The sequence below is a fragment of the Protofrankia sp. CiP1_Cm_nod2 genome (assembly GCF_920664355.1).
GTDB lineage: Bacteria > Actinomycetota > Actinomycetes > Frankiales > Frankiaceae > Protofrankia.
The window spans coordinates 1-16774 of sequence record NZ_CAKKTL010000112.1; the positions used below are offsets into that span (position 1 = coordinate 1).

At 72.8% G+C, this 16774-nt stretch carries 19 protein-coding genes and 1 pseudogene; 1 reads left to right on the plus strand and 19 read right to left on the minus strand.

What is annotated here, in order from left to right; all coding sequences use genetic code 11:
- The 7 genes and pseudogenes from NBW84_RS13780 to rpsB form a co-directional block, all read right to left on the minus strand.
- Positions 1 to 209: pseudogene (locus NBW84_RS13780) on the minus strand (hypothetical protein); the annotation flags it as partial.
- Positions 196 to 1380, minus strand: coding sequence for a 23S rRNA (adenine(2503)-C(2))-methyltransferase RlmN (gene rlmN / locus NBW84_RS13785; RefSeq protein WP_250285131.1), 1185 nt, complete (start codon positions 1378 to 1380; stop codon positions 196 to 198). The gene rlmN and the pseudogene NBW84_RS13780, both read right to left, overlap by 14 nt.
- A 20-nt stretch (positions 1381 to 1400) precedes the next feature.
- Positions 1401 to 2258 carry a phosphatidate cytidylyltransferase gene (locus tag NBW84_RS13790; RefSeq protein ID WP_250285132.1) on the minus strand — a complete coding sequence of 286 codons (858 nt, stop codon included), beginning with the start codon at positions 2256 to 2258 and terminating at the stop codon, positions 1401 to 1403.
- A gap of 43 nt (positions 2259 to 2301) precedes the next feature.
- On the minus strand, positions 2302 to 2859 hold the full coding sequence (gene frr / locus NBW84_RS13795; RefSeq protein WP_250285133.1) for a ribosome recycling factor: 558 nt from the start codon (positions 2857 to 2859) through the stop codon (positions 2302 to 2304).
- Positions 2856 to 3635, minus strand: coding sequence for a UMP kinase (pyrH, locus tag NBW84_RS13800; RefSeq protein WP_250285147.1), 780 nt, complete (start codon positions 3633 to 3635; stop codon positions 2856 to 2858). The genes frr and pyrH overlap by 4 nt, the downstream gene beginning before the upstream one ends.
- Before the next feature lie 234 nt (positions 3636 to 3869).
- Entirely contained in the window at positions 3870 to 4484 is a 615-nt protein-coding gene (tsf, locus tag NBW84_RS13805; protein WP_250285134.1) for a translation elongation factor Ts, read from the minus strand.
- 194 nt (positions 4485 to 4678) lie between these two features.
- A complete protein-coding gene (gene rpsB, locus NBW84_RS13810) occupies positions 4679 to 5605 on the minus strand; it encodes a 30S ribosomal protein S2 (RefSeq protein WP_250285135.1) in 927 nt (308 codons plus the stop codon).
- 383 nt (positions 5606 to 5988) lie between these two features.
- On the opposite strand from rpsB, the gene NBW84_RS13815 reads away from it, so the two are divergent.
- A complete protein-coding gene (locus NBW84_RS13815) occupies positions 5989 to 6627 on the plus strand; it encodes a M23 family metallopeptidase (protein WP_445548521.1) in 639 nt (212 codons plus the stop codon).
- A gap of 154 nt (positions 6628 to 6781) precedes the next feature.
- Here the strand turns inward: NBW84_RS13815 and NBW84_RS13820 are convergent, their stop codons facing one another.
- From NBW84_RS13820 to rpsP, 12 genes are all read right to left on the minus strand, one after another.
- A complete protein-coding gene (locus NBW84_RS13820; protein ID WP_445548710.1) occupies positions 6782 to 7981 on the minus strand; it encodes a tyrosine-type recombinase/integrase in 1200 nt (399 codons plus the stop codon).
- Between the two features lie 23 nt (positions 7982 to 8004).
- Positions 8005 to 9240, minus strand: coding sequence for a DNA-processing protein DprA (gene dprA / locus NBW84_RS13825; RefSeq protein ID WP_250285137.1), 1236 nt, complete (start codon positions 9238 to 9240; stop codon positions 8005 to 8007).
- Positions 9237 to 10784, minus strand: coding sequence for a YifB family Mg chelatase-like AAA ATPase (locus tag NBW84_RS13830; RefSeq protein ID WP_250285138.1), 1548 nt, complete (start codon positions 10782 to 10784; stop codon positions 9237 to 9239). Before NBW84_RS13830 ends, dprA begins: the two co-directional genes overlap by 4 nt.
- Complete coding sequence (locus NBW84_RS13835; RefSeq protein WP_250285139.1) at positions 10784 to 11140, minus strand: YraN family protein; 357 nt, start codon at positions 11138 to 11140, stop codon at positions 10784 to 10786. The genes NBW84_RS13830 and NBW84_RS13835 overlap by 1 nt, the downstream gene beginning before the upstream one ends.
- Before the next feature lie 147 nt (positions 11141 to 11287).
- Entirely contained in the window at positions 11288 to 11581 is a 294-nt protein-coding gene (locus NBW84_RS13840) for a DUF2469 domain-containing protein (protein ID WP_013874828.1), read from the minus strand.
- A complete protein-coding gene (locus tag NBW84_RS13845) occupies positions 11578 to 12279 on the minus strand; it encodes a ribonuclease HII (RefSeq protein ID WP_250285140.1) in 702 nt (233 codons plus the stop codon). The genes NBW84_RS13840 and NBW84_RS13845 overlap by 4 nt, the downstream gene beginning before the upstream one ends.
- Positions 12266 to 13513: a signal peptidase I gene (gene lepB / locus NBW84_RS13850; protein ID WP_250285141.1), complete on the minus strand. Its 1248-nt coding sequence runs from the start codon at positions 13511 to 13513 to the stop codon at positions 12266 to 12268. The genes NBW84_RS13845 and lepB overlap by 14 nt, the downstream gene beginning before the upstream one ends.
- Before the next feature lie 253 nt (positions 13514 to 13766).
- Entirely contained in the window at positions 13767 to 14117 is a 351-nt protein-coding gene (gene rplS, locus NBW84_RS13855; protein ID WP_250285142.1) for a 50S ribosomal protein L19, read from the minus strand.
- 196 nt (positions 14118 to 14313) lie between these two features.
- Positions 14314 to 15096, minus strand: a complete 783-nt coding sequence (trmD, locus tag NBW84_RS13860) for a tRNA (guanosine(37)-N1)-methyltransferase TrmD (RefSeq protein WP_250285143.1) — start codon at positions 15094 to 15096, stop codon at positions 14314 to 14316.
- Between the two features lie 10 nt (positions 15097 to 15106).
- Entirely contained in the window at positions 15107 to 15733 is a 627-nt protein-coding gene (gene rimM, locus NBW84_RS13865) for a ribosome maturation factor RimM (RefSeq protein WP_250285144.1), read from the minus strand.
- A gap of 13 nt (positions 15734 to 15746) precedes the next feature.
- Positions 15747 to 15980: an RNA-binding protein gene (locus tag NBW84_RS13870; RefSeq protein ID WP_250285145.1), complete on the minus strand. Its 234-nt coding sequence runs from the start codon at positions 15978 to 15980 to the stop codon at positions 15747 to 15749.
- A complete protein-coding gene (gene rpsP / locus NBW84_RS13875; RefSeq protein WP_250285146.1) occupies positions 15981 to 16436 on the minus strand; it encodes a 30S ribosomal protein S16 in 456 nt (151 codons plus the stop codon). It lies immediately after the preceding gene.
- Between the last annotated feature and the right edge of the window lie 338 nt (positions 16437 to 16774).

Genomic DNA, 16774 nt, shown 5'->3' on the forward strand with positions numbered 1-16774 from the left:
GCCCCCGGCAGCACGCTGGCGGCGTCAGGGCCGCCCGCCGCGCCGTCCCGCTGCCCGGCCTCGGTGACCGTGCCGCCGCCGTGCCCGCCGGCGTACAGGACCAGCACAGCGACGATCATTACCGCCCCGGCCACCGCGACGAGCGGCGCCCACAGCGGGGAGCGACGGGACGGGACCCGGCGGGCGGGACGGCGCTCACCTGTCGGCACGGGCACTCCTGTCCGGCCTGTCCGTATCCGGCCCGGTCGGGGCGTCGGCGGCGAGCTGCCCACAGGCCGCCGCGATGTCACGCCCCCTGGTGTCACGGACGGTGGTCGCTATACCGCGTAACCGTAACCGTCGGACGAACTCGCGCTCCCGACGCCGCTCGCTCGCCTGCCAGGACACCCCCCGGGTCGGGTTGAGCGGGATCAGGTTGACGTGGACGAGCCTGCCGGCGAGCAGGCCCGCCAGCGCGTCGGCGCGTTCCGGCTGGTCGTTGACATCGTCGATCAGGGCGTACTCGACGCTGACCCGGCGGCCGGTCGTCTCGGCGTACTCCCACGCGGCGGCGAGCACCTCGGCCACCGGCCAGCGCCTGTTCACCGGGACCAGGCTGTCCCGCAGCTCGTCGTCGGGCGCGTGCAGGGAGACCGCCAGCGTCACCGGCAGACCGGCCCCGGTGAGCCGGCGGATCGCCGGCACCAGCCCCACAGTGCTGACGGTGACCGAGCGGGCGGACAGCCCGAGGCCCTCGGGCTGCGGGGCGGTCAGCGCCCGCAGCGCCGCGACCACCGTGGCGTAGTTCGCCAGCGGCTCCCCCATGCCCATGAACACCACGTTCGACAGCCGGGCCGGCCCACCGGCGAGCTCGCCGCGAGCGGCGGCCCCGGCCGCGGCGACCACCTGCTCGACGATCTCGGCGGCGGACAGGTTGCGGGTCAGCCCGCCCTGGCCGGTGGCGCAGAACGGACAGCCCATGCCGCACCCGGCCTGGCTGGACACGCAGACCGTGGCCCGGTCCGGATAGCGCATCAGGACGGACTCGATCAGCACTCCGTCGAAGGCCCGCCACAGCGTCTTGTGGGTGGCCCCGGCGTCGCAGGTCATGACCTTGGCGGGGGTCAGCAGCGCGGGCAGCAACGCGTCCAGTAGCACCGGGCGGGAGGCGGCGGGAAGATCCGTCATCGCCTCGGCGTCGCCCGCGCGCAGGTACCTGGCGAAGTAGTGCCGGGCGACCTGGTCGGCCCGGAAGGCCGGCTCGCCGAGCGAGACGGCGAGCTCCCGCCGCTGCGCGGTGGTCAGGTCCGCGAGATGGCGGGGCGGGCGCGGCCTGGGCGCGGCGACAAGCGGCAGCGGCCGGGCCGGCACGGACGGGGCGGCGGAGGAGGAGAGGGCCATGGCCCGTCCAGTGTGCCAGGTCATGGCGGCGGCACGAAAACAGTGATCAGCAGCCAGGCCACGGGGACAGTGCAGAGCACCGAGTCCAGCCTGTCCATGATCCCGCCGTGCCCCGGCAGCAGGGTGCCCATGTCCTTGATGCCGATGTCCCGTTTGAGCAGCGACTCACCAAGATCACCAACGGTGGCGGTGCACACCACCGCGAGGCCGAGCAGCACCCCCTGCCAGACGGCGGCGTGCAGGGCCCCGGCCATCAGGGTGCCGGCGACGAGCACGCAGGTAACGGTGGAGCCGGCGAAGCCCTCCCAGGACTTCCCCGGGGAGACGTTCGGGGCGAGCTTGTGCCGGCCGCCGGAGAGCACACCGGCCGCATAGCCGCCGATGTCGCTGGCCACCACGGTGGCCAGGCAGGCGGCCATCCGCCACGACCCGTCCGACGGGCTGGTCAGCAGTGCGGCACACCCGGCCGGCAGGCCCACGTAGGCCGCGCAGAACGCCCCCGCGGCCACGTCGTGGAGCAGGTGGTCGCCCCCGTGGGCGAGACGGCACGCCGTCACCACGACCACGGTCGCGGCCAGGGCCACCACCAGCGCGGACGCACCCCCGGCGTAGGCGGCCGCGGGCATCGCCGCCGTGCCCGCCGCCAGCGGCGGCAGCGCGATCCGCGCCCCGAGCTGGCGCAGCGCCCTGACCAGCTCGTACGTGCCGATCGCCATCGCCACACAGATGACGGCGATCCACAGCGGCCGGACCGTGAACAGGGGGACGAGGATGACCAGGGCCAGCACGACCCCGACGGCGATCGCGGCCGGCAGGTCCCGACCGGCCCGGACACCACGCGGGCGGGGCGTGCCGACCGCCGGCCCGGTGCGGGTCACGACGTCATCTGGTTGTCGAGGCTGTCGAGGCTGTCGATGTCGGTCAGACCGCCAGCAGCTCCGACTCCTTGTGCCGCAGCAGTTCGTCGACCTGGCTGACGTACCGGTGCGTCGCCTCGTCCAGGTCCTTCTCCCCGCGCCGGCCCTCGTCCTCGCCGGCCTCGCCGTCACGGACGATGCGGTCGATCGCGTCCTTGCTGTGCCGGCGCACGTTGCGGATGCTGATCCTGGCCTCCTCCGCCTTCGTCCGGGCGACCTTGGCCAGGTCACGCCGACGCTGCTCGGAGAGCTCCGGGAACACGCAGCGGATGATCGTACCGTCGTTGCTCGGGTTCACCCCGAGGTCGGAGTCGCGCACGGCCTTCTCGATGGCGGCCAGCGAGCCCTTGTCGTACGGAGTGATGATCACCATTCTCGGTTCCGGGATGTGGAACGACGCGAGCTGGTTCACCGGGGTCGGCGCACCGTAGTAGTCGACGAGGACCTTCGAGAACACCGACGGGGTGATCCGTCCCGTCCGGATGTTGGCGAAGTCGTCCTTCGCTACCGCGACCGCCTTGTCCATTTTCTCCTCGGCCTCGAGGAGTACATCGTCGATCACCGTCGTCCTTCCGTCCCGCCCTCGTCCGCACTGACCAGGGTGCCGATCTTCTCACCGCGGACGGCCCGCAGTATGTTCCCTTCCGTCAGCAGGTCGAAAACCACGATCGGCAGCCTGTTGTCCATACACAGGCTGATGGCCGTGGCGTCCATGACCTTCAGCCCACGAGACAGCACCTCGCCGTAGACGAGTGTGTCGAAACGAACCGCGTGGGGGTTCGTCGTCGGGTCGGCGTCGTACACACCGTCGACCTTGGTGGCCTTGAGAACAGCCTGCGCCTTGATTTCCAGTGCGCGCTGCGCGGCCGTGGTGTCGGTGGAGAAGAACGGCGCTCCCAGCCCCGCGCCGAAGATGACGACACGGCCCTTCTCCAGATGCCGGATGGCCCGCAGCGGCAGGTAGGGCTCGGCGACCTGCCCCATGGCGATCGCCGTCTGCACCCGGGTGACGATGCCCTCGCGCTCGAGGGCGTCCTGGAGGGCCAGACAGTTGATCACTGTGCAGAGCATGCCCATGTAGTCGGCCCGGGCCCGGTCGACACCGCGCTCGGCCAGCAGCTGGCCACGGAACATGTTGCCGCCGCCGACCACGATCGCGACCTCGATACCGGTCCGGCTCACCTCGGCGATCTGGCGGGCGATCGTCGCGAGCGTCTCCGGGTCGATGCCCAGTGGCTCGCCACCGGCGAACGCCTCTCCGGAGAGCTTCAGCAGCACCCGTCGCCAGTGCACCTCGGCAACGCCACTACGGAGTGGAGCCGTTTCCGTGTCCCTGATGGCGTTTTCGATCACGAGCGGCCCCCTCGCCCTCGGCTACGATCATCGGCCGGTGAATATGCACTGCGAGTAGTCTGCCCTACCCGATCGGATCGCAGAACCTCTGACCGCCGCCTCCGGTTCGTTCGACGTACACCTGGACGTACCCATGACGGACAGCGGGAACGAAACGCCTCCGGTGAGAGGCTGCGGCCGGGACCGCAGCCCCGGCCCCGGCGACGGAAGCGGCGCGGATCAGGCTGCCCTGACGTTGAACCGGGCGAACCGGCCAACCTCGATCTTCTCGCCGAGCGAGGATCCCGCCTGCTCCAGCAGTGCGCGGATGGTGACCTTGCTGTCCCGGACCCAGGGCTGCTCAAGCAGGACGACCGCTTTCACGTAGCCGTTCAGCCGCCCCTCCACGATCTTCGGGAGCGCCTGCTCGGGCTTGCCCTCCTCGCGGGCCGCGGCCTCGTAGATCTTCTTCTCCTGCTCGAGGACCTCGTTCGGGATCTGCTCCGCGGTCACGTAGAGCGGATCCGCCGCCGCGACGTGCTGGGCGATGTCCCGCGCGAGCTGCTTGAACTGGTCCGTCTTCGCGACGAAGTCGGTCTCGCACTTCAGTTCCAGCAGAACACCGATGGTGGGGGGCAGCTGCGGGTCGGTCTTGTGCAGGTAGGACTCCACCAGGCCGTTGGAGGCGCTGCGCCCAGCCCGCTTGGCGACCTGCGCCAGACCCTTCTCCCGCAGCCAGGACCTGGCCTTCTCGAAGTCGCCGTCGTTCTCGACGAGCGCTTTCTTGACGTCGCTCATCCCGGCGCCGGTGAGTTCCCGGAGCTTGCGGATGTCAGCGGCGGTGATTTCTGCCATGGTGCTCTTCTCGTTCCATCCGGCTGCTGGTGTTGGTGGGAGCCACCGGGGCGCCCGGGCAGCGCGATCGTCGTTTTTCTTCACGCTGCCGGGCCCTGGTGCCCCGTAAGGTCGCTACTGGGTCCTGCGAGGACGTGCTGCTCTGATGGGTGCTGCGCGCGAAGGCCGGGCAGGCCGGCGCCCGAAACGGCTGGTCAGACCCGGGCGGTCGCGGCGCCCACCACGGAGACGGCGTCGGAGTCGGGGTGGGCCGGCGTGGCCGGCGTGGCCGGCGTGGCCGGTGCCTGACCGGCCGGCTGCTGCGCCTCGGAGCCGGCCTCCGCCGACGCGTCGGCGGAGGAGGCCTGCCCCCGCAGCAGCTCCTGCTCCCACTCGGTCAGTGGCTCCCCCCCGCTGGGCGTCTCCGGCTTGACGTCCGCCGACGTCGCCCCGCCCGCACGGGCCACCAGCCCGTCCGCCACGGCGTCGGCCACCACCCGGGTGAGCAGGGTCGCGGAGCGGATGGCGTCGTCGTTACCGGGGATCGGGTAGTCGACCTCGTCCGGGTCGCAGTTGGTGTCCAGGATCGCGACGACCGGGATGCCGAGCTTGCGGGCCTCCCCGACGGCGATGTGCTCCTTCTTGGTGTCGACGACCCAGACCGCGCTCGGCACCCGGGTCATGTCCCGGATACCGCCGAGGGTCCGCTCGAGCTTGGCTTTCTCCCTGGACAGCACGAGCTGTTCCTTCTTCGTGCGGACCTCGGTACCACCGGTCAGCTCGATCTCCTCGAGCTCCTTCAGCCGTTGGAGACGCTTGTACACCGTGGAGAAGTTGGTAAGCATGCCACCGAGCCAACGCTCCTTGACATAGGGCATGCCAACCCGCTGCGCCTGCTCCTCGATGGCTTCCTGGGCCTGCTTCTTCGTACCGATGAACAGGACGGTGCCACCATGCGCGACGGTTTCCTTGACGAAGTCGTAGGCACGGTCGATGTAGGACAGGGTCTGCTGCAGGTCGATGATATAAATGCCGTTGCGCTCCGTGAAGATGAAACGCTTCATCTTCGGGTTCCAGCGCTTCGTCTGGTGTCCGAAATGCACACCGCTCTCGAGCAACTGCTTCATGGTGACGACGGCCACGGCTCGTCGCTCCCTTCTGCGCCGGGGGTACCGACGCACCTCGGTTACCGGCCCCGGCCAGTGGCCAGGGCCCCTGACGCCCTGCTGGCCCCTACCGCCGCGGATGGCAGCGGACCGAGGGAGCCTTCCAGCCGCACCGGAAGGGCGGGCGGAGAAGGGCGTGTGGATTCAGCTCGATGGTTCGAGCCGTTCCCCAATCCTACGCCCACCCGCGCGCCGCCCCCCAGCGGGTTGTCCACAGGCGGGTTGTCCACAGGCAGCCGCCCGGCCGTGACCGCCGGGCCCGCACCGGTCACCGTGGCAGCAGCGGGAGCGGACGCGGGCCGCCACGGGCGCGCCCCGGCTCCCGGGCCCGCACGTCGCACGCCCCCGGAGGCGCCATGATCCCGCCGTCCCGACACCGCCCGTTCCTTCTCCTGCTGCTGACGGCCGCGCTGCTCGCCCTGGTGGCCACCGGGTGGCCGCACCCGCTGACCGGCTACGGCACCCGAGCGGCCACCTCCCCCGTACAGCCGGCTCCCACCCGGCCGGCTCCCACCCAGCCAGCAGTGCTCGACAGCGGCGTCGGCACGGGCCCGGCGTCACCAGGGCGAGCCGTCGCGGCATCATCAGACCCGCTCTGGCGCGCCCCGCTGGACGGGCCGCTCGTCCTCGGCCGCCCCTTCAGCCCGCCGCCGTCGCCGTACGGCCCCGGCCACCGCGGCGTCGACCTGGTGGCCGCCCCGGGTACGCAGGTGCGGGCCGCCGGCCGGGGCGTCGTCACGTTCGCCGGAACGATCGCCGGACGAGGTGTGGCGGCCGTCAGCCACGGATCGTTGCGGACGACCTACGAGCCGGTGGATCCGACCGTGGCGGCCGGCCGGACGGTGGCCGCGGGCGAGCCGATCGGCCGGCTGGTGGCCGGGCATCCCGGCTGCCCCGCCACCGCCTGCCTGCACTGGGGCCTGCTCGAAGGGGCCCGCTACCTCGATCCACTCAGTCTGCTGCGGCGCCGTTCACCGCGGTTGCTGCCCCTCGGGTGAGCCGGCCGCCCCGGGCGGGATCGTCTGCCATCGCTGCCGGGCAGCCGGGCCCTCCGCTGCCGGGCAGCCGGGCCCTCCGCTGCCGGGCAGCCGGGCCCTCCGCTGCCGGGCAGCCGGGCCCTCCGCTGCCGGGCAGCCGGGCGCTCCCCGGCTGTCAGGCCCGCGGATGGCTCTGCTCGAACGCGGCACGCAGCCGTTGCGGCGTGACATGGGTGTAGATCTGTGTTGTGGTGGGGCTGGCATGACCGAGGAACTCCTGCACCGACCGGAGATCCGCGCCGCCTTCCAGCAGATGCGTGGCCGCGGAGTGGCGGATGTCGTGCGGGCTGACCGGCCCGGTCCCGTCCGCCGCAGCGGTCCGGGCGGCCAGGATGCGCCGGACCGTCCTGGGGTCGAGCCGGCGGCCGCGCACCCCCAGGAACAGCGCCCGCCCGCTGCCGGCCACGGCGAGCGCCGGGCGGCCGGCCGCAAGCCAGCTCCGCAGGGCCCGCCCCGCCGGCACGCCGAAGGGGACGGCGCGCTCACGCCCGCCCTTGCCGCGGACCCGCACCAGCCGTCGCTCGTCGTCGATGTCGTCGATGTCGAGACCGCACAGTTCGCCGACCCGGGTGGCGGTGGCGTACAGCAGCTCGAGGACGGCGTCGTCACGGACGGCGGCCGCGCGCCGGATGACGACCGCGTGCCGGCTGGCCGCGGGCAGGTCACCATCGTCGGGCAGCGGCCGGGGGCGGGCCGCCAACAGCTCCCATGTCTGGGCGGCGGTCAGCACCGTCGGTAACGACGCAGGCCGCCGGGGGCCCGCCAGCCGCTCGGCGACGTCGGCGGCCAGCCATCCCTGCCGGGCCGCGAACGCGCTGAAGCCGCGCGCCACCGAGACCCGCCTGGCCAGGGTGGTGGCGGCGGCCCCGCGAGCCCGCATCCCGGCGAGCCATCCGCGCAGCACCCCGAGATCGACGCCGGCAAGCTCGTCGAGCCCGGCATCCTGGGCGTACCCACGCAGATGGGCGAGATCGGCCCGATAGGCACGGACGGTCTCCGGGGACCGGCCACGCTCGGCCGCCAGATGGCGAAGGTACGCCGCAACCGCGACATCCCAGGAAACCTGGGCCTCCTGACAGGCCCCGGCCCCCCGGGAAGCCCCCGCAGCCCCCCGGGCCACCACGTCCCGCGGAGCACTGTCCGACGAGGCGGTATCTGGCGGGGCGGTGTTCCGCGGGGCGGTGTTCCGCGGGGCGGTGTCCGGCGAGGCGGTGTTCCGCGGGGCGGTGTCCGGCGAGGCGGTGGGCTGGGAAGCAGTGGTATTCCCGGCAGCCGGATTCCGGGAGTCAGCGATCGCACCGCCCATGCATCGCACGGTGTCCTTCGATCATCTCCGTGTCAACACCGGCTGTCCGGTCCGTGGCGCCCCGGCGTGCCGGCCTCGCCGGCCGCGCTGGTTCCGCCGGCCGCGCTGGTTCCGCCGGCCGCGCTGGTTCCGCCGGCCGCGCTGGTTCCGCCGGCCGCGGATGGCACTCGGCCCAGCGCCGTCAGGCGGTATCCGTTGCCGTGTGGCTCGACCAGGCCCTCGACGACCAGCGGGCCCATCAGCGCCTGTACCGTCTCGGGCCGTTCCCCGAGCCGTTGTGCCAGCACCGCCGCTCCCACCGAGCCGCGGGCCGGCATCACGTCCAGCATGCGGCGGACCAGCTCGGGCAGACCGTCGCGGGAACCGGGGCCCGCCGGTGGGTAGTCGGCGAGCTCGCCGATGCCGCCGATCTCCTCACAGACCTCGGCGGCATCGGTGACCAGGACGGTCTGTTCGCGGTGGGCTCGCAGCAGGCGGTGGCATCCGACGCTGGTGGCGCTCGTGACCGGCCCCGGCACGGCCATCACCACCCGTCCGAGACGGCGGGCGTGCCGGACGGTGTTCAGCGCGCCGCTGCGATGGCCCGCCTCGACGAGAACGGTGCCTCTGGCCAGCCCGGCGATGATCCTGTTACGGGTCAGGAAACGCCCCCGGTACGGCGGGCTTCCCGGCGCCGCCTCGCTGATGACCAGCCCGTTGGCGCGGATCCGCGCCAGCAGCTCGGTGTGGGCCCGGGGATACGCGATGTCGACCCCGCCGGCCAGGACCGCGATCGTGGGGCCGGCGGCCGCCAACGCCCCGTGATGGGCCGCCGCGTCGATACCGAATGCCGCGCCGGAGACGATCGTCCAGCCCCGGTCCGCGAGCCCGGCGGCGAGATCGGCCGCGATGGTGGTCCCGTAGGCGGTCGCCGCCCGGGAGCCCACCACCGCCACCGCCCGTTCGCACAACCGGCCCAGGTCCCCCTCCCCTCGGGCCCACAGGCCGAACGGCTGCCCCGCCTCCGGCTCCGGGCCGTCGGACAGCCGGCCGAGAGCGGTCAGCACGGACGGCCACTCCGGGTCACCCGGGCAGATGAACCGCCCACCGAGAGCCGTGAGCAGACGCAGGTCGCGTTCCGGGTCGACGTCGGGATGGCGGCCGCGCAGCTCGGCCCAGACCGCAACGGCGCCGCGCCGGGCCACCTCGGCACCGACCGCCGGCCGGTCCGCGCCGACCGCGCGGGACAGCGCAGCCCTGGCCAGCCGCTCGCTGTCGGTGGCAGTCACCGCTGCCTCCCGGGCAGCCGCAGGTCCAGCGCCATCCCGATCTGGGCCAGCCCCGGGGCGGGCAGGCCGGCCAGGTCCGCGAGCGTCCAGGCCACCCGCAGGACGCGGTCCAGCCCACGCGCGGTGAGCTGCCCGGACTCGAAGGCGAGATCGGCCGGGCGGGTCACCTTCGCCGGCAGCGCCCACGTCCGCCGCAGGGCGGCACCGGGGATCTCCGCGTTGGTGCGCCACGGCGTACCGGCCAGCCGGGCCGCCGTGGCCGCCCGGGCCGCCTCTACCCGCTCCGCCGCGACCGCCGAGGTGTCGGCGTACCTGGCGTCCGCGCGCAGCTCCGCCCGGCTGGGCGTGGCGAGCTCGACCTGCAGGTCCACCCGGTCGAGCAGGGGGCCCGAGAGCCGGGAGAGGTAGCGCCGGCGCACCAGGCTCGGGCACTCGCACGCCCTGGCCGTGGCGGCGCCCGCCCGGGCGCACGGGCACGGGTTCGCCGCGAGCACCAGCAGGAAACGGGCGGGGAACCGCGCGCTCACCCGGGCCCGGGCCAGTTCGATCACCCCGCTCTCCAGCGGCTGGCGCAGCGCGTCGAGGGTGGGGCGGGAGAACTCCGGCGCCTCGTCGAGGAACAGCACGCCCCGGTGCGCCTGGCTGGCCAGGCCCGGGCGCAGCACGGTCGAGCCCGCCCCGACGAGCGCGGCCGGCGTGGCCGAGTGATGCGGGCTGCGGTACGGCGGACGGAGCACCAGCGGGCAGTCCTCGGGCAGCAGCCCGGCCACCGAGTGCACCGCGGTCACCTCGAGAGCGGCCTCGGTGTCGAGCGCGGGCAGCAGGCCGGGCAGCCGCTCGGCCAGCATGGTCTTGCCGCTGCCCGGTGGCCCCTGCATGAGCAGGTGGTGGCCGCCGGCAGCGGCCACCTCGACGGCGAGCCGGCCGCGTGGCTGGCCCGCCACGTCGGCGAGATCGCCGAGCTCGCCGCCGGCGGCAGCCGCGGACCGCGCCGCGTCGGTGGCGGCCGCCGCCGGCGGATCCGGCTCGTACTCCCCGCGCAGCAGCCGGACCAGGCAGTCGAGGTCCTTCACCGGTTCGACGACGGCCCCCGGGACGAGCGCGGCCTCCGGGCCGTTCGCCTCGGGCACGACGACACGTTCGATGCCGGCGTCGAGCGCCGCGACCGTCGCCGGCAGCACCCCGCGGACCGGCCGCAGCCGGCCGTCGAGCGCCAGTTCCCCGAGCAGCACCCGGGAGCGCAGCGCCGCCGGGGGGACGGTGGCCGCCGCCCCGAGGATCGCGGCGGCCATCGCCACGTCGAACCCGCTGCCGGACTTCGGCAGGGTCGCCGGGAAGAGCCCGACCGTGATCCGCTGGCTCGGCCAGTGCTGGCCGGAGTTGACGATCGCGGCCCGGATGCGGTCCCGGGCCTCGTGCAGGGAGGTGTCCGGCAGCCCGACGAGGGTGATGGCCGGCAGCCCGTTCGCGAGATCCGCCTCGACCTCGACGAGGTGCCCGTGCACTCCCACGACCGCGACGCTGAACGCTCGCGCCAGCGCCATCAGAACGCCCCGCGCAGATGTTCCACCCGCGGCGGGCTGTTGTGGGTGCGGTACACCTCGACCACGTCGAAGCGCAGCGGCATCGGCGCGTGCTCGTGGTCACGCAGCCAGACGAGCGCCACCCGGCGGATACGGGCGGCCTTCGCCGGCACCACGGCCTGCGCCGGCGTGCCGTAGCGGCCCCCGGAACGGGTTTTGACCTCGCAGAACACCAGGCACGAGCCGTCCTGGGCGACAATGTCGATCTCACCGGCCGAGCATCGCCAGTTACGGTCGAGGATCTCCATCCCGCACTGCGACAGATGCCGGGCGGCGGTGTCCTCCCCGAACCGCCCGAGTACGTCCTTGACCCGCATCGTGCGCTCCCGTTCCACGGGCGACGGACGCGCCCGCGGAGATCAGGATGACTCGTGGAACCGGACAGAACGAGAGCAGAAGCCGATCTGTGGACAAAACGGGCCTTATGCCGTTCACTCATCCACAGAACACAGACGGCAACCGGCCTAGAGCTCGGCCTTGGTCAGCTCCTCGACGTTGATGTCCTTGAACGTGACGACCCGGACGTTCTTCACAAATCTCGCCGGCCGGAACATGTCCCAGACCCAGGCGTCACGCAGAGTGAGTTCAAAGAAGATCTCACCAGCGCTGTTGCGGGCCTCGATCTGGTAGTCGTTCGCGAGATAGAAGCGACGCTCCGTCTCGATCACATAGGAGAAGAGACCGACGACGTCCCGATACTCGCGGTAGAGCTGGAGCTCCATCTCGGTCTCGTACTTCTCGAGGTCTTCGGCGCTCATGCGCTCTCCGTCGCGCTGGGTAGCCCGGTCCGTGTCACGGCGTCCTCCAGCCGCGCCAGTCGTGCCAGTCGTTCACGTTGAGCTTGTGCCACATTGACATACGACATCCGATGCTGTCCGCACGGCCCGTACGCGGCCAGTGCCGCGGTGTGTCCGGCCGTTACATACCCCTTGTGCTGGGCGAAATCGTACTCGGGATGCCGGTGGTGGAGATCTTTCATGATCCTGTCCCGGGTCACCTTGGCCACCACCGACGCGGCCGCCACACAGGCGACGACCTGGTCGCCCTTGAGCACGGCGGTGGAGGCGACCCCCAGCCCAGGCACCGCGAACCCGTCGGTGAGGACGTAACCCGGCCGCCGGGCCAGGCGTGCCACCGCCCGCCGCATCCCGGCGATGTTCGCCACGTGCACACCGCACGCGTCGACCTCGGACGGCTGGATCACGACGGTCGCCCACGCCTGGGCGACAGAGAGTATCTCGTCGAACACCCGCTCGCGTAACCGCGGCGACAGCCGCTTGGAGTCCGTGAGATCGACAAGACGGCGCGACCCGCTCGCGGGGAGGACGACAGCGGCCACCACGAGCGGCCCCGCGCACGCGCCACGGCCGGCCTCGTCGACGCCGGCCACGGGCGCGAGCCCCCGGCGCCGCAGGAGACGCTCACAGCCCCACAGCCCGCTCTCACCTCTGGCCACCGCGCCGGTCGGCGCGAACGCTGGGAGGGCCCCCGGCCGGGCGCCGTCCCCGGCGGGCCGGGCGCCGCCAGGGCCGCCCGAGATACCCGTAACGGCGGACTGACGGAACGTCGCCGCTGTCACCACCTGTGTTCCTCCCGAGCCGTTTCGCCGGCCGCGTCGGCAGGCTGCCCGGCGCGCCCCGCCTGCGCCGTGCCGTGGTGGCCGCCCCCACCACGGCCGCTCCCGTCAGCCCGGTGCCGGCAAGCGGCACGGTCGCCGCCGCGTGCGCGCCCGCGGCGGCGAAGATGTCCGGCGGGCTCAGGATCCCCATCCGGCTCAGGGGCCAGACCCGCACGAAGGCCCGGCCGACGACCTTGCTCTGCGGGATGGTGCCGTTCACCCGGGAGTCCGAGGACTCACCGCGGTGGTCACCCATGACCCACAGCTCGCCGGGTGGCACCTTCACCGGCTCGAACTCACGGCCCCCGCCGAGCGGGCTGTTCTCGTACACGTAGGGCTCGTCCAGCGGCTTGCCGTTGACCGTCACCCGCCCCTGGGCGTCACAGCACGCGACGGTGTCACCACCCACACCGATGACACGCTTGATGAAGTCCTTGTCGCTGGGCGCGCCGAGCCCGAGCATCCCCTGTACCGACCGCAGCGCCCGGGAGAAGACGTTGCCCGGCGGGGTGATCAGGGTCTCGGCCCGCTCGAAACCGGTGCCGTCGCCGTTGAACACGACGATCTCGCCGCGATGGACGTCCCGGAAGCGGTAGACGAGCTTGTTGACCAGCACGCGGTCGTTGACCAGCAGGGTGCGCTCCATCGACACGGTCGGTATCCAGAACGCCTGGACGAGGAACGCCTTGATGAGCAGGGCGAGCAGGAAGGCGATCAGAACCAGCAACGGCAGCTCACGGGCGAACGAGCCGCGGCCGCCGCGGCCGCCCACCCGCAGGCGCCGACGGGCAGGCGGGCCGCCCGGGGCATCCACCCCGGCCCGCTGAGGCTCGGGAAGCTCCTGGAACTCCTGACCGGTCATGTTCTCACCGATGACGTTCTCCCCGGTAGCGTCGCCCGCCGCCTCGGCCGGACGGACGGATGGACGGCCGTCGTCAGGGACAGCGGCCGGTGGGGGGGAGCCGGTCCGCTCGCCGGGCGGGTCGGCCGCGTCGTCCTCACGGCCGCCCGTGGAGCCGGCGGGAGGGGGCTCGCCCCAGCGCATCGGACGACTGTGCTCGGCTCCACTCACCGCGCCACCTCATGGGTTCGCCGACTCGGGCTGGGATGTGCTGTCCGGGGAACCCGGTTGGAAACGATCGCTGACCACCCTACGCGCCGGACCGGCTCGAACAGCGCCACGGCGGACGCGTGTCCGATGTTCGGGTCGCCACACCCGCCAGTCGTGATCATGCCGCGGCTGTGGCGCGGCCGGTCGTGCCAGCCATCCTCAGTCCCAGTGTCAGCCCCGGCCCGCGGAACCGCCATGGCCGGCTGGGCATGCCCTACACCGGCCGGCGCTTCTCCTTGATCTTCGCCGCCTTGCCGCGCAGATCACGCAGGTAGTAGAGCTTCGCGCGACGGACGTCCCCACGGGTGACAACTTCGATCCTGGATATCACCGGGCTGTGGACGGGGAAGGTCCGCTCCACGCCGACACCGAAGCTGACCTTACGGACCGTGAAGGTCTCGCGCACGCCGCTGCCCTGCCGCCGGATCACGACGCCCTGGAAGACCTGGATGCGCTGGCGGTTGCCCTCGACAACACGGACATGAACCTTCAGGGTGTCGCCCGGCCAGAACGTCGGGACGTCGGTCCTCAGTGACGCGGCGTCGAGGCTGTCCAGGGTTTGCATGGCAGTCGCTTTCTCGCGGTGATGACGGGACGGGTCGAGCCTGGTCCGGCCGGCGGAGGTGAGCCACTGTAACCACTGTAACGGAGCACCTGATAACTGTGCGCGCCCAACGGCATCGGCCCATGGTGGCATCCGCTCGGTGCCCGCTCACGCCGGGTGGTGTCACCCGGTACGGCGGACGGCCGGAAACCGTATCCTACTGTGCCACACGAGCGTTCGAGCCGGCCCCATCCGAGCCGCCGGCCCCATCCGAGCCGTCCGCGCCCGGGCCGTCGTCCGCCGCCGGCCGCTCCCGGCGGGCGAGCAGGTCCGGACGGCGCTGCGCGGTCCGCCGCAGGGCTTCCGCCCGCCGCCACCGGTCGATGGCGGCGTGGTCACCGGAGCGCAGCACGGCCGGGACCTCGCGGTCACCCCACACCGCCGGCCGGGTGTACACCGGGGCCTCCAGCAGCCCGTCGGCGAAGGAGTCGTCCACCACGGACTCGGCGTTGCCGACCACGCCGGGCAGCAGCCGGGTGACCGCCTCCAGGATGACCAGGGTGGCGACCTCTCCCCCGGCGAGAACGTAGTCCCCGATGGAGATCTCGTCGTCGGCCCACTCGTCGATGACGCGCGCGTCGATGCCCTCGTAACGGCCGCAGCAGAACACCAGCCACGGCGCCTCGGCCAGTTCCGCGGCATACGCCTGCGTGAAGGGGCGTCCGACCGGGGTCGGGACGACGATCCGGGGCCGCCGGCCGTCCGCCGCGCCCAGCGCGCGGATCTCGGCCAGCGCCGCCCACCATGGCTGTGGCCGCATGACCATGCCCGGCCCGCCGCCGTAGGGGGCGTCGTCGACGCTGCGGTGCACGTCATCGGCCCACTGCCGCAGGTCGTGCGGGTGGACGTCGAGGATGCCGCGCTCGCGGGCCCGGCCGACCAGGGACAGCTCCAGCGGGCTGAGATACCCAGGGAAGATCGTAACTATGTCGACGCGCACAACCGCTCCGCTACTCCAGGTCGAACAGGCCCGGTGGCGGGTCGACGACGATCCGGCCGGCCGGCACCTCGACCGTCGGCACGATCTCACGCACGAACGGGACGAGCACCTCACCGCCACCGGCGTGCTCGACGACGAGCAGTTCCCCGGCGGGTGTGTGGACGACGTCGACGACCGTGCCCATGTCGACATCATCCACCGTGACCACCCGCAGCCCGACGAGGTCACGGTCCCACCACAGGCCGTCGGCGTCCTCGTCGCCGTCGTCCGCGGCCTGGCCCACCTGGCCGGCGGGGATGGTGAGCACGCGCCCGCGCAGTGCCTCGGCGGCGTTGCGGCCAGCGACTCCCTCGAAGCGCACCAGCAGGCGGCCGGCGTGCCAACGCGACTCCGCCACCACCAGCGGCACGGCCGTGGGCGTGCCTGGGTGCGCGGCCGTGGGCACAGCCGTGGACAGCTCGCCGCGCAGGTGCGTCCCGGGCGCGAACCTGCGCTCGGGAACGTCCGTGCGGACATCGATCGTCACGTCGCCCCGGATGCCGTGGGGACGGCCGATCCGGCCGACCACGACCGGCTCGTCCGCCGCCGGGGGCCGCGGCTTCCTGGCGGCGCTTTCGCCGTGTGTTCCCACAGCCACCTGAGGACAGCCCCTACCGGTCGACGTCGATCACATCGACCCGCAGGCCCCGGCCGCCCACTCCGGCCATGACCGTCCGCAGCGCGCGGGCTGTCCGCCCGCCGCGCCCGATGACCTTACCGAGATCCTCCGGATGCACCCGGACCTGGAGGGTGCGTCCCCGCCGGCCCGACTGCAGGTTCACGCGCACATCGTCCGGGTGGTCGACGATGCCCCGAACAAGGTGCTCGAGGGCGGCTTCCAGCACTTACTGCCCCTCTGGAGCCGGCGACTCGGCCGCCGGCTCGGTCTTCCCAGCGGCGGGCGCGTCATCCGTCGCCTTCTTGCCCTTCTTCGGGGTGGTGGCGGGCTTGTCGGTGAGGCCGGCCGCGGCCTTGGCCGCCGCCTGGAACACCTCGCGCTTGTCGGCCTTGGGGGCGGCGACCTTCACCGGCGGCGGCGCAGGAAGACCCTTGAACTTCTGCCAGTCACCGGTGACCTTGAGGATCGCGAGCACCGGCTCGGTCGGCTGCGCGCCGACACCGAGCCAGTACCCGGCGCGCTCGCCGTCGACCTTGATGATGCTCGGGTCGGACTTCGGGTGATACTGCCCGATCGTCTCGATGACCCGTCCGTCCCGCTTGGTACGGGCGTCCGCGACGACGATCCGGTAGTGCGGCTCGCGCATCTTGCCGAGGCGCTGAAGTTTGATCTTGGTTGCCACGATTGTCGAACTGCTCCAGACGTACGTCAGTAGTCACCGGACACCACGGTGCGGATGCGGAGTACCGGTAGCTGGGTTTGCCGGACGCCACTCGCGGCGCCGATGGTGAACGGGACCAGGGCGGGAACCCCGGACCGCCATCCCAGTTTGCCAGATCGCCCGACGCAGGGTGTGCCCGGGCGCCGTCAGCGCCGCCGGCCGCGCCCCTGCCCGGGCGGCGGGAAGCCACCACCCGGCAGACCCTCGCCGTGCATCAGGGCCGACAGGTCGGGCAGCTCGCCCTCGCCGAGCCCGGGCGGCAGCCCGTCGGGCCCGCCGGGCAGCCCACCGGCCCGCCG

Bases quoted from the DNA above. Each gene is read 5' to 3' on its own strand.
- rlmN (WP_250285131.1), bottom strand. From the start codon at position 1,380: ATGGCCCTCTCCTCCTCCGCCGCCCCGTCCGTGCCGGCCCGGCCGCTG.
- tsf (WP_250285134.1), bottom strand. From the start codon at position 4,484: ATGGCAGAAATCACCGCCGCTGACATCCGCAAGCTCCGGGAACTCACC.
- NBW84_RS13830 (WP_250285138.1), bottom strand. From the start codon at position 10,784: ATGGCGCTGGCGCGAGCGTTCAGCGTCGCGGTCGTGGGAGTGCACGGG.
- NBW84_RS13835 (WP_250285139.1), bottom strand. From the start codon at position 11,140: ATGCGGGTCAAGGACGTACTCGGGCGGTTCGGGGAGGACACCGCCGCC.
- NBW84_RS13840 (WP_013874828.1), bottom strand. From the start codon at position 11,581: ATGAGCGCCGAAGACCTCGAGAAGTACGAGACCGAGATGGAGCTCCAG.
- rplS (WP_250285142.1), bottom strand. From the start codon at position 14,117: ATGCAAACCCTGGACAGCCTCGACGCCGCGTCACTGAGGACCGACGTC.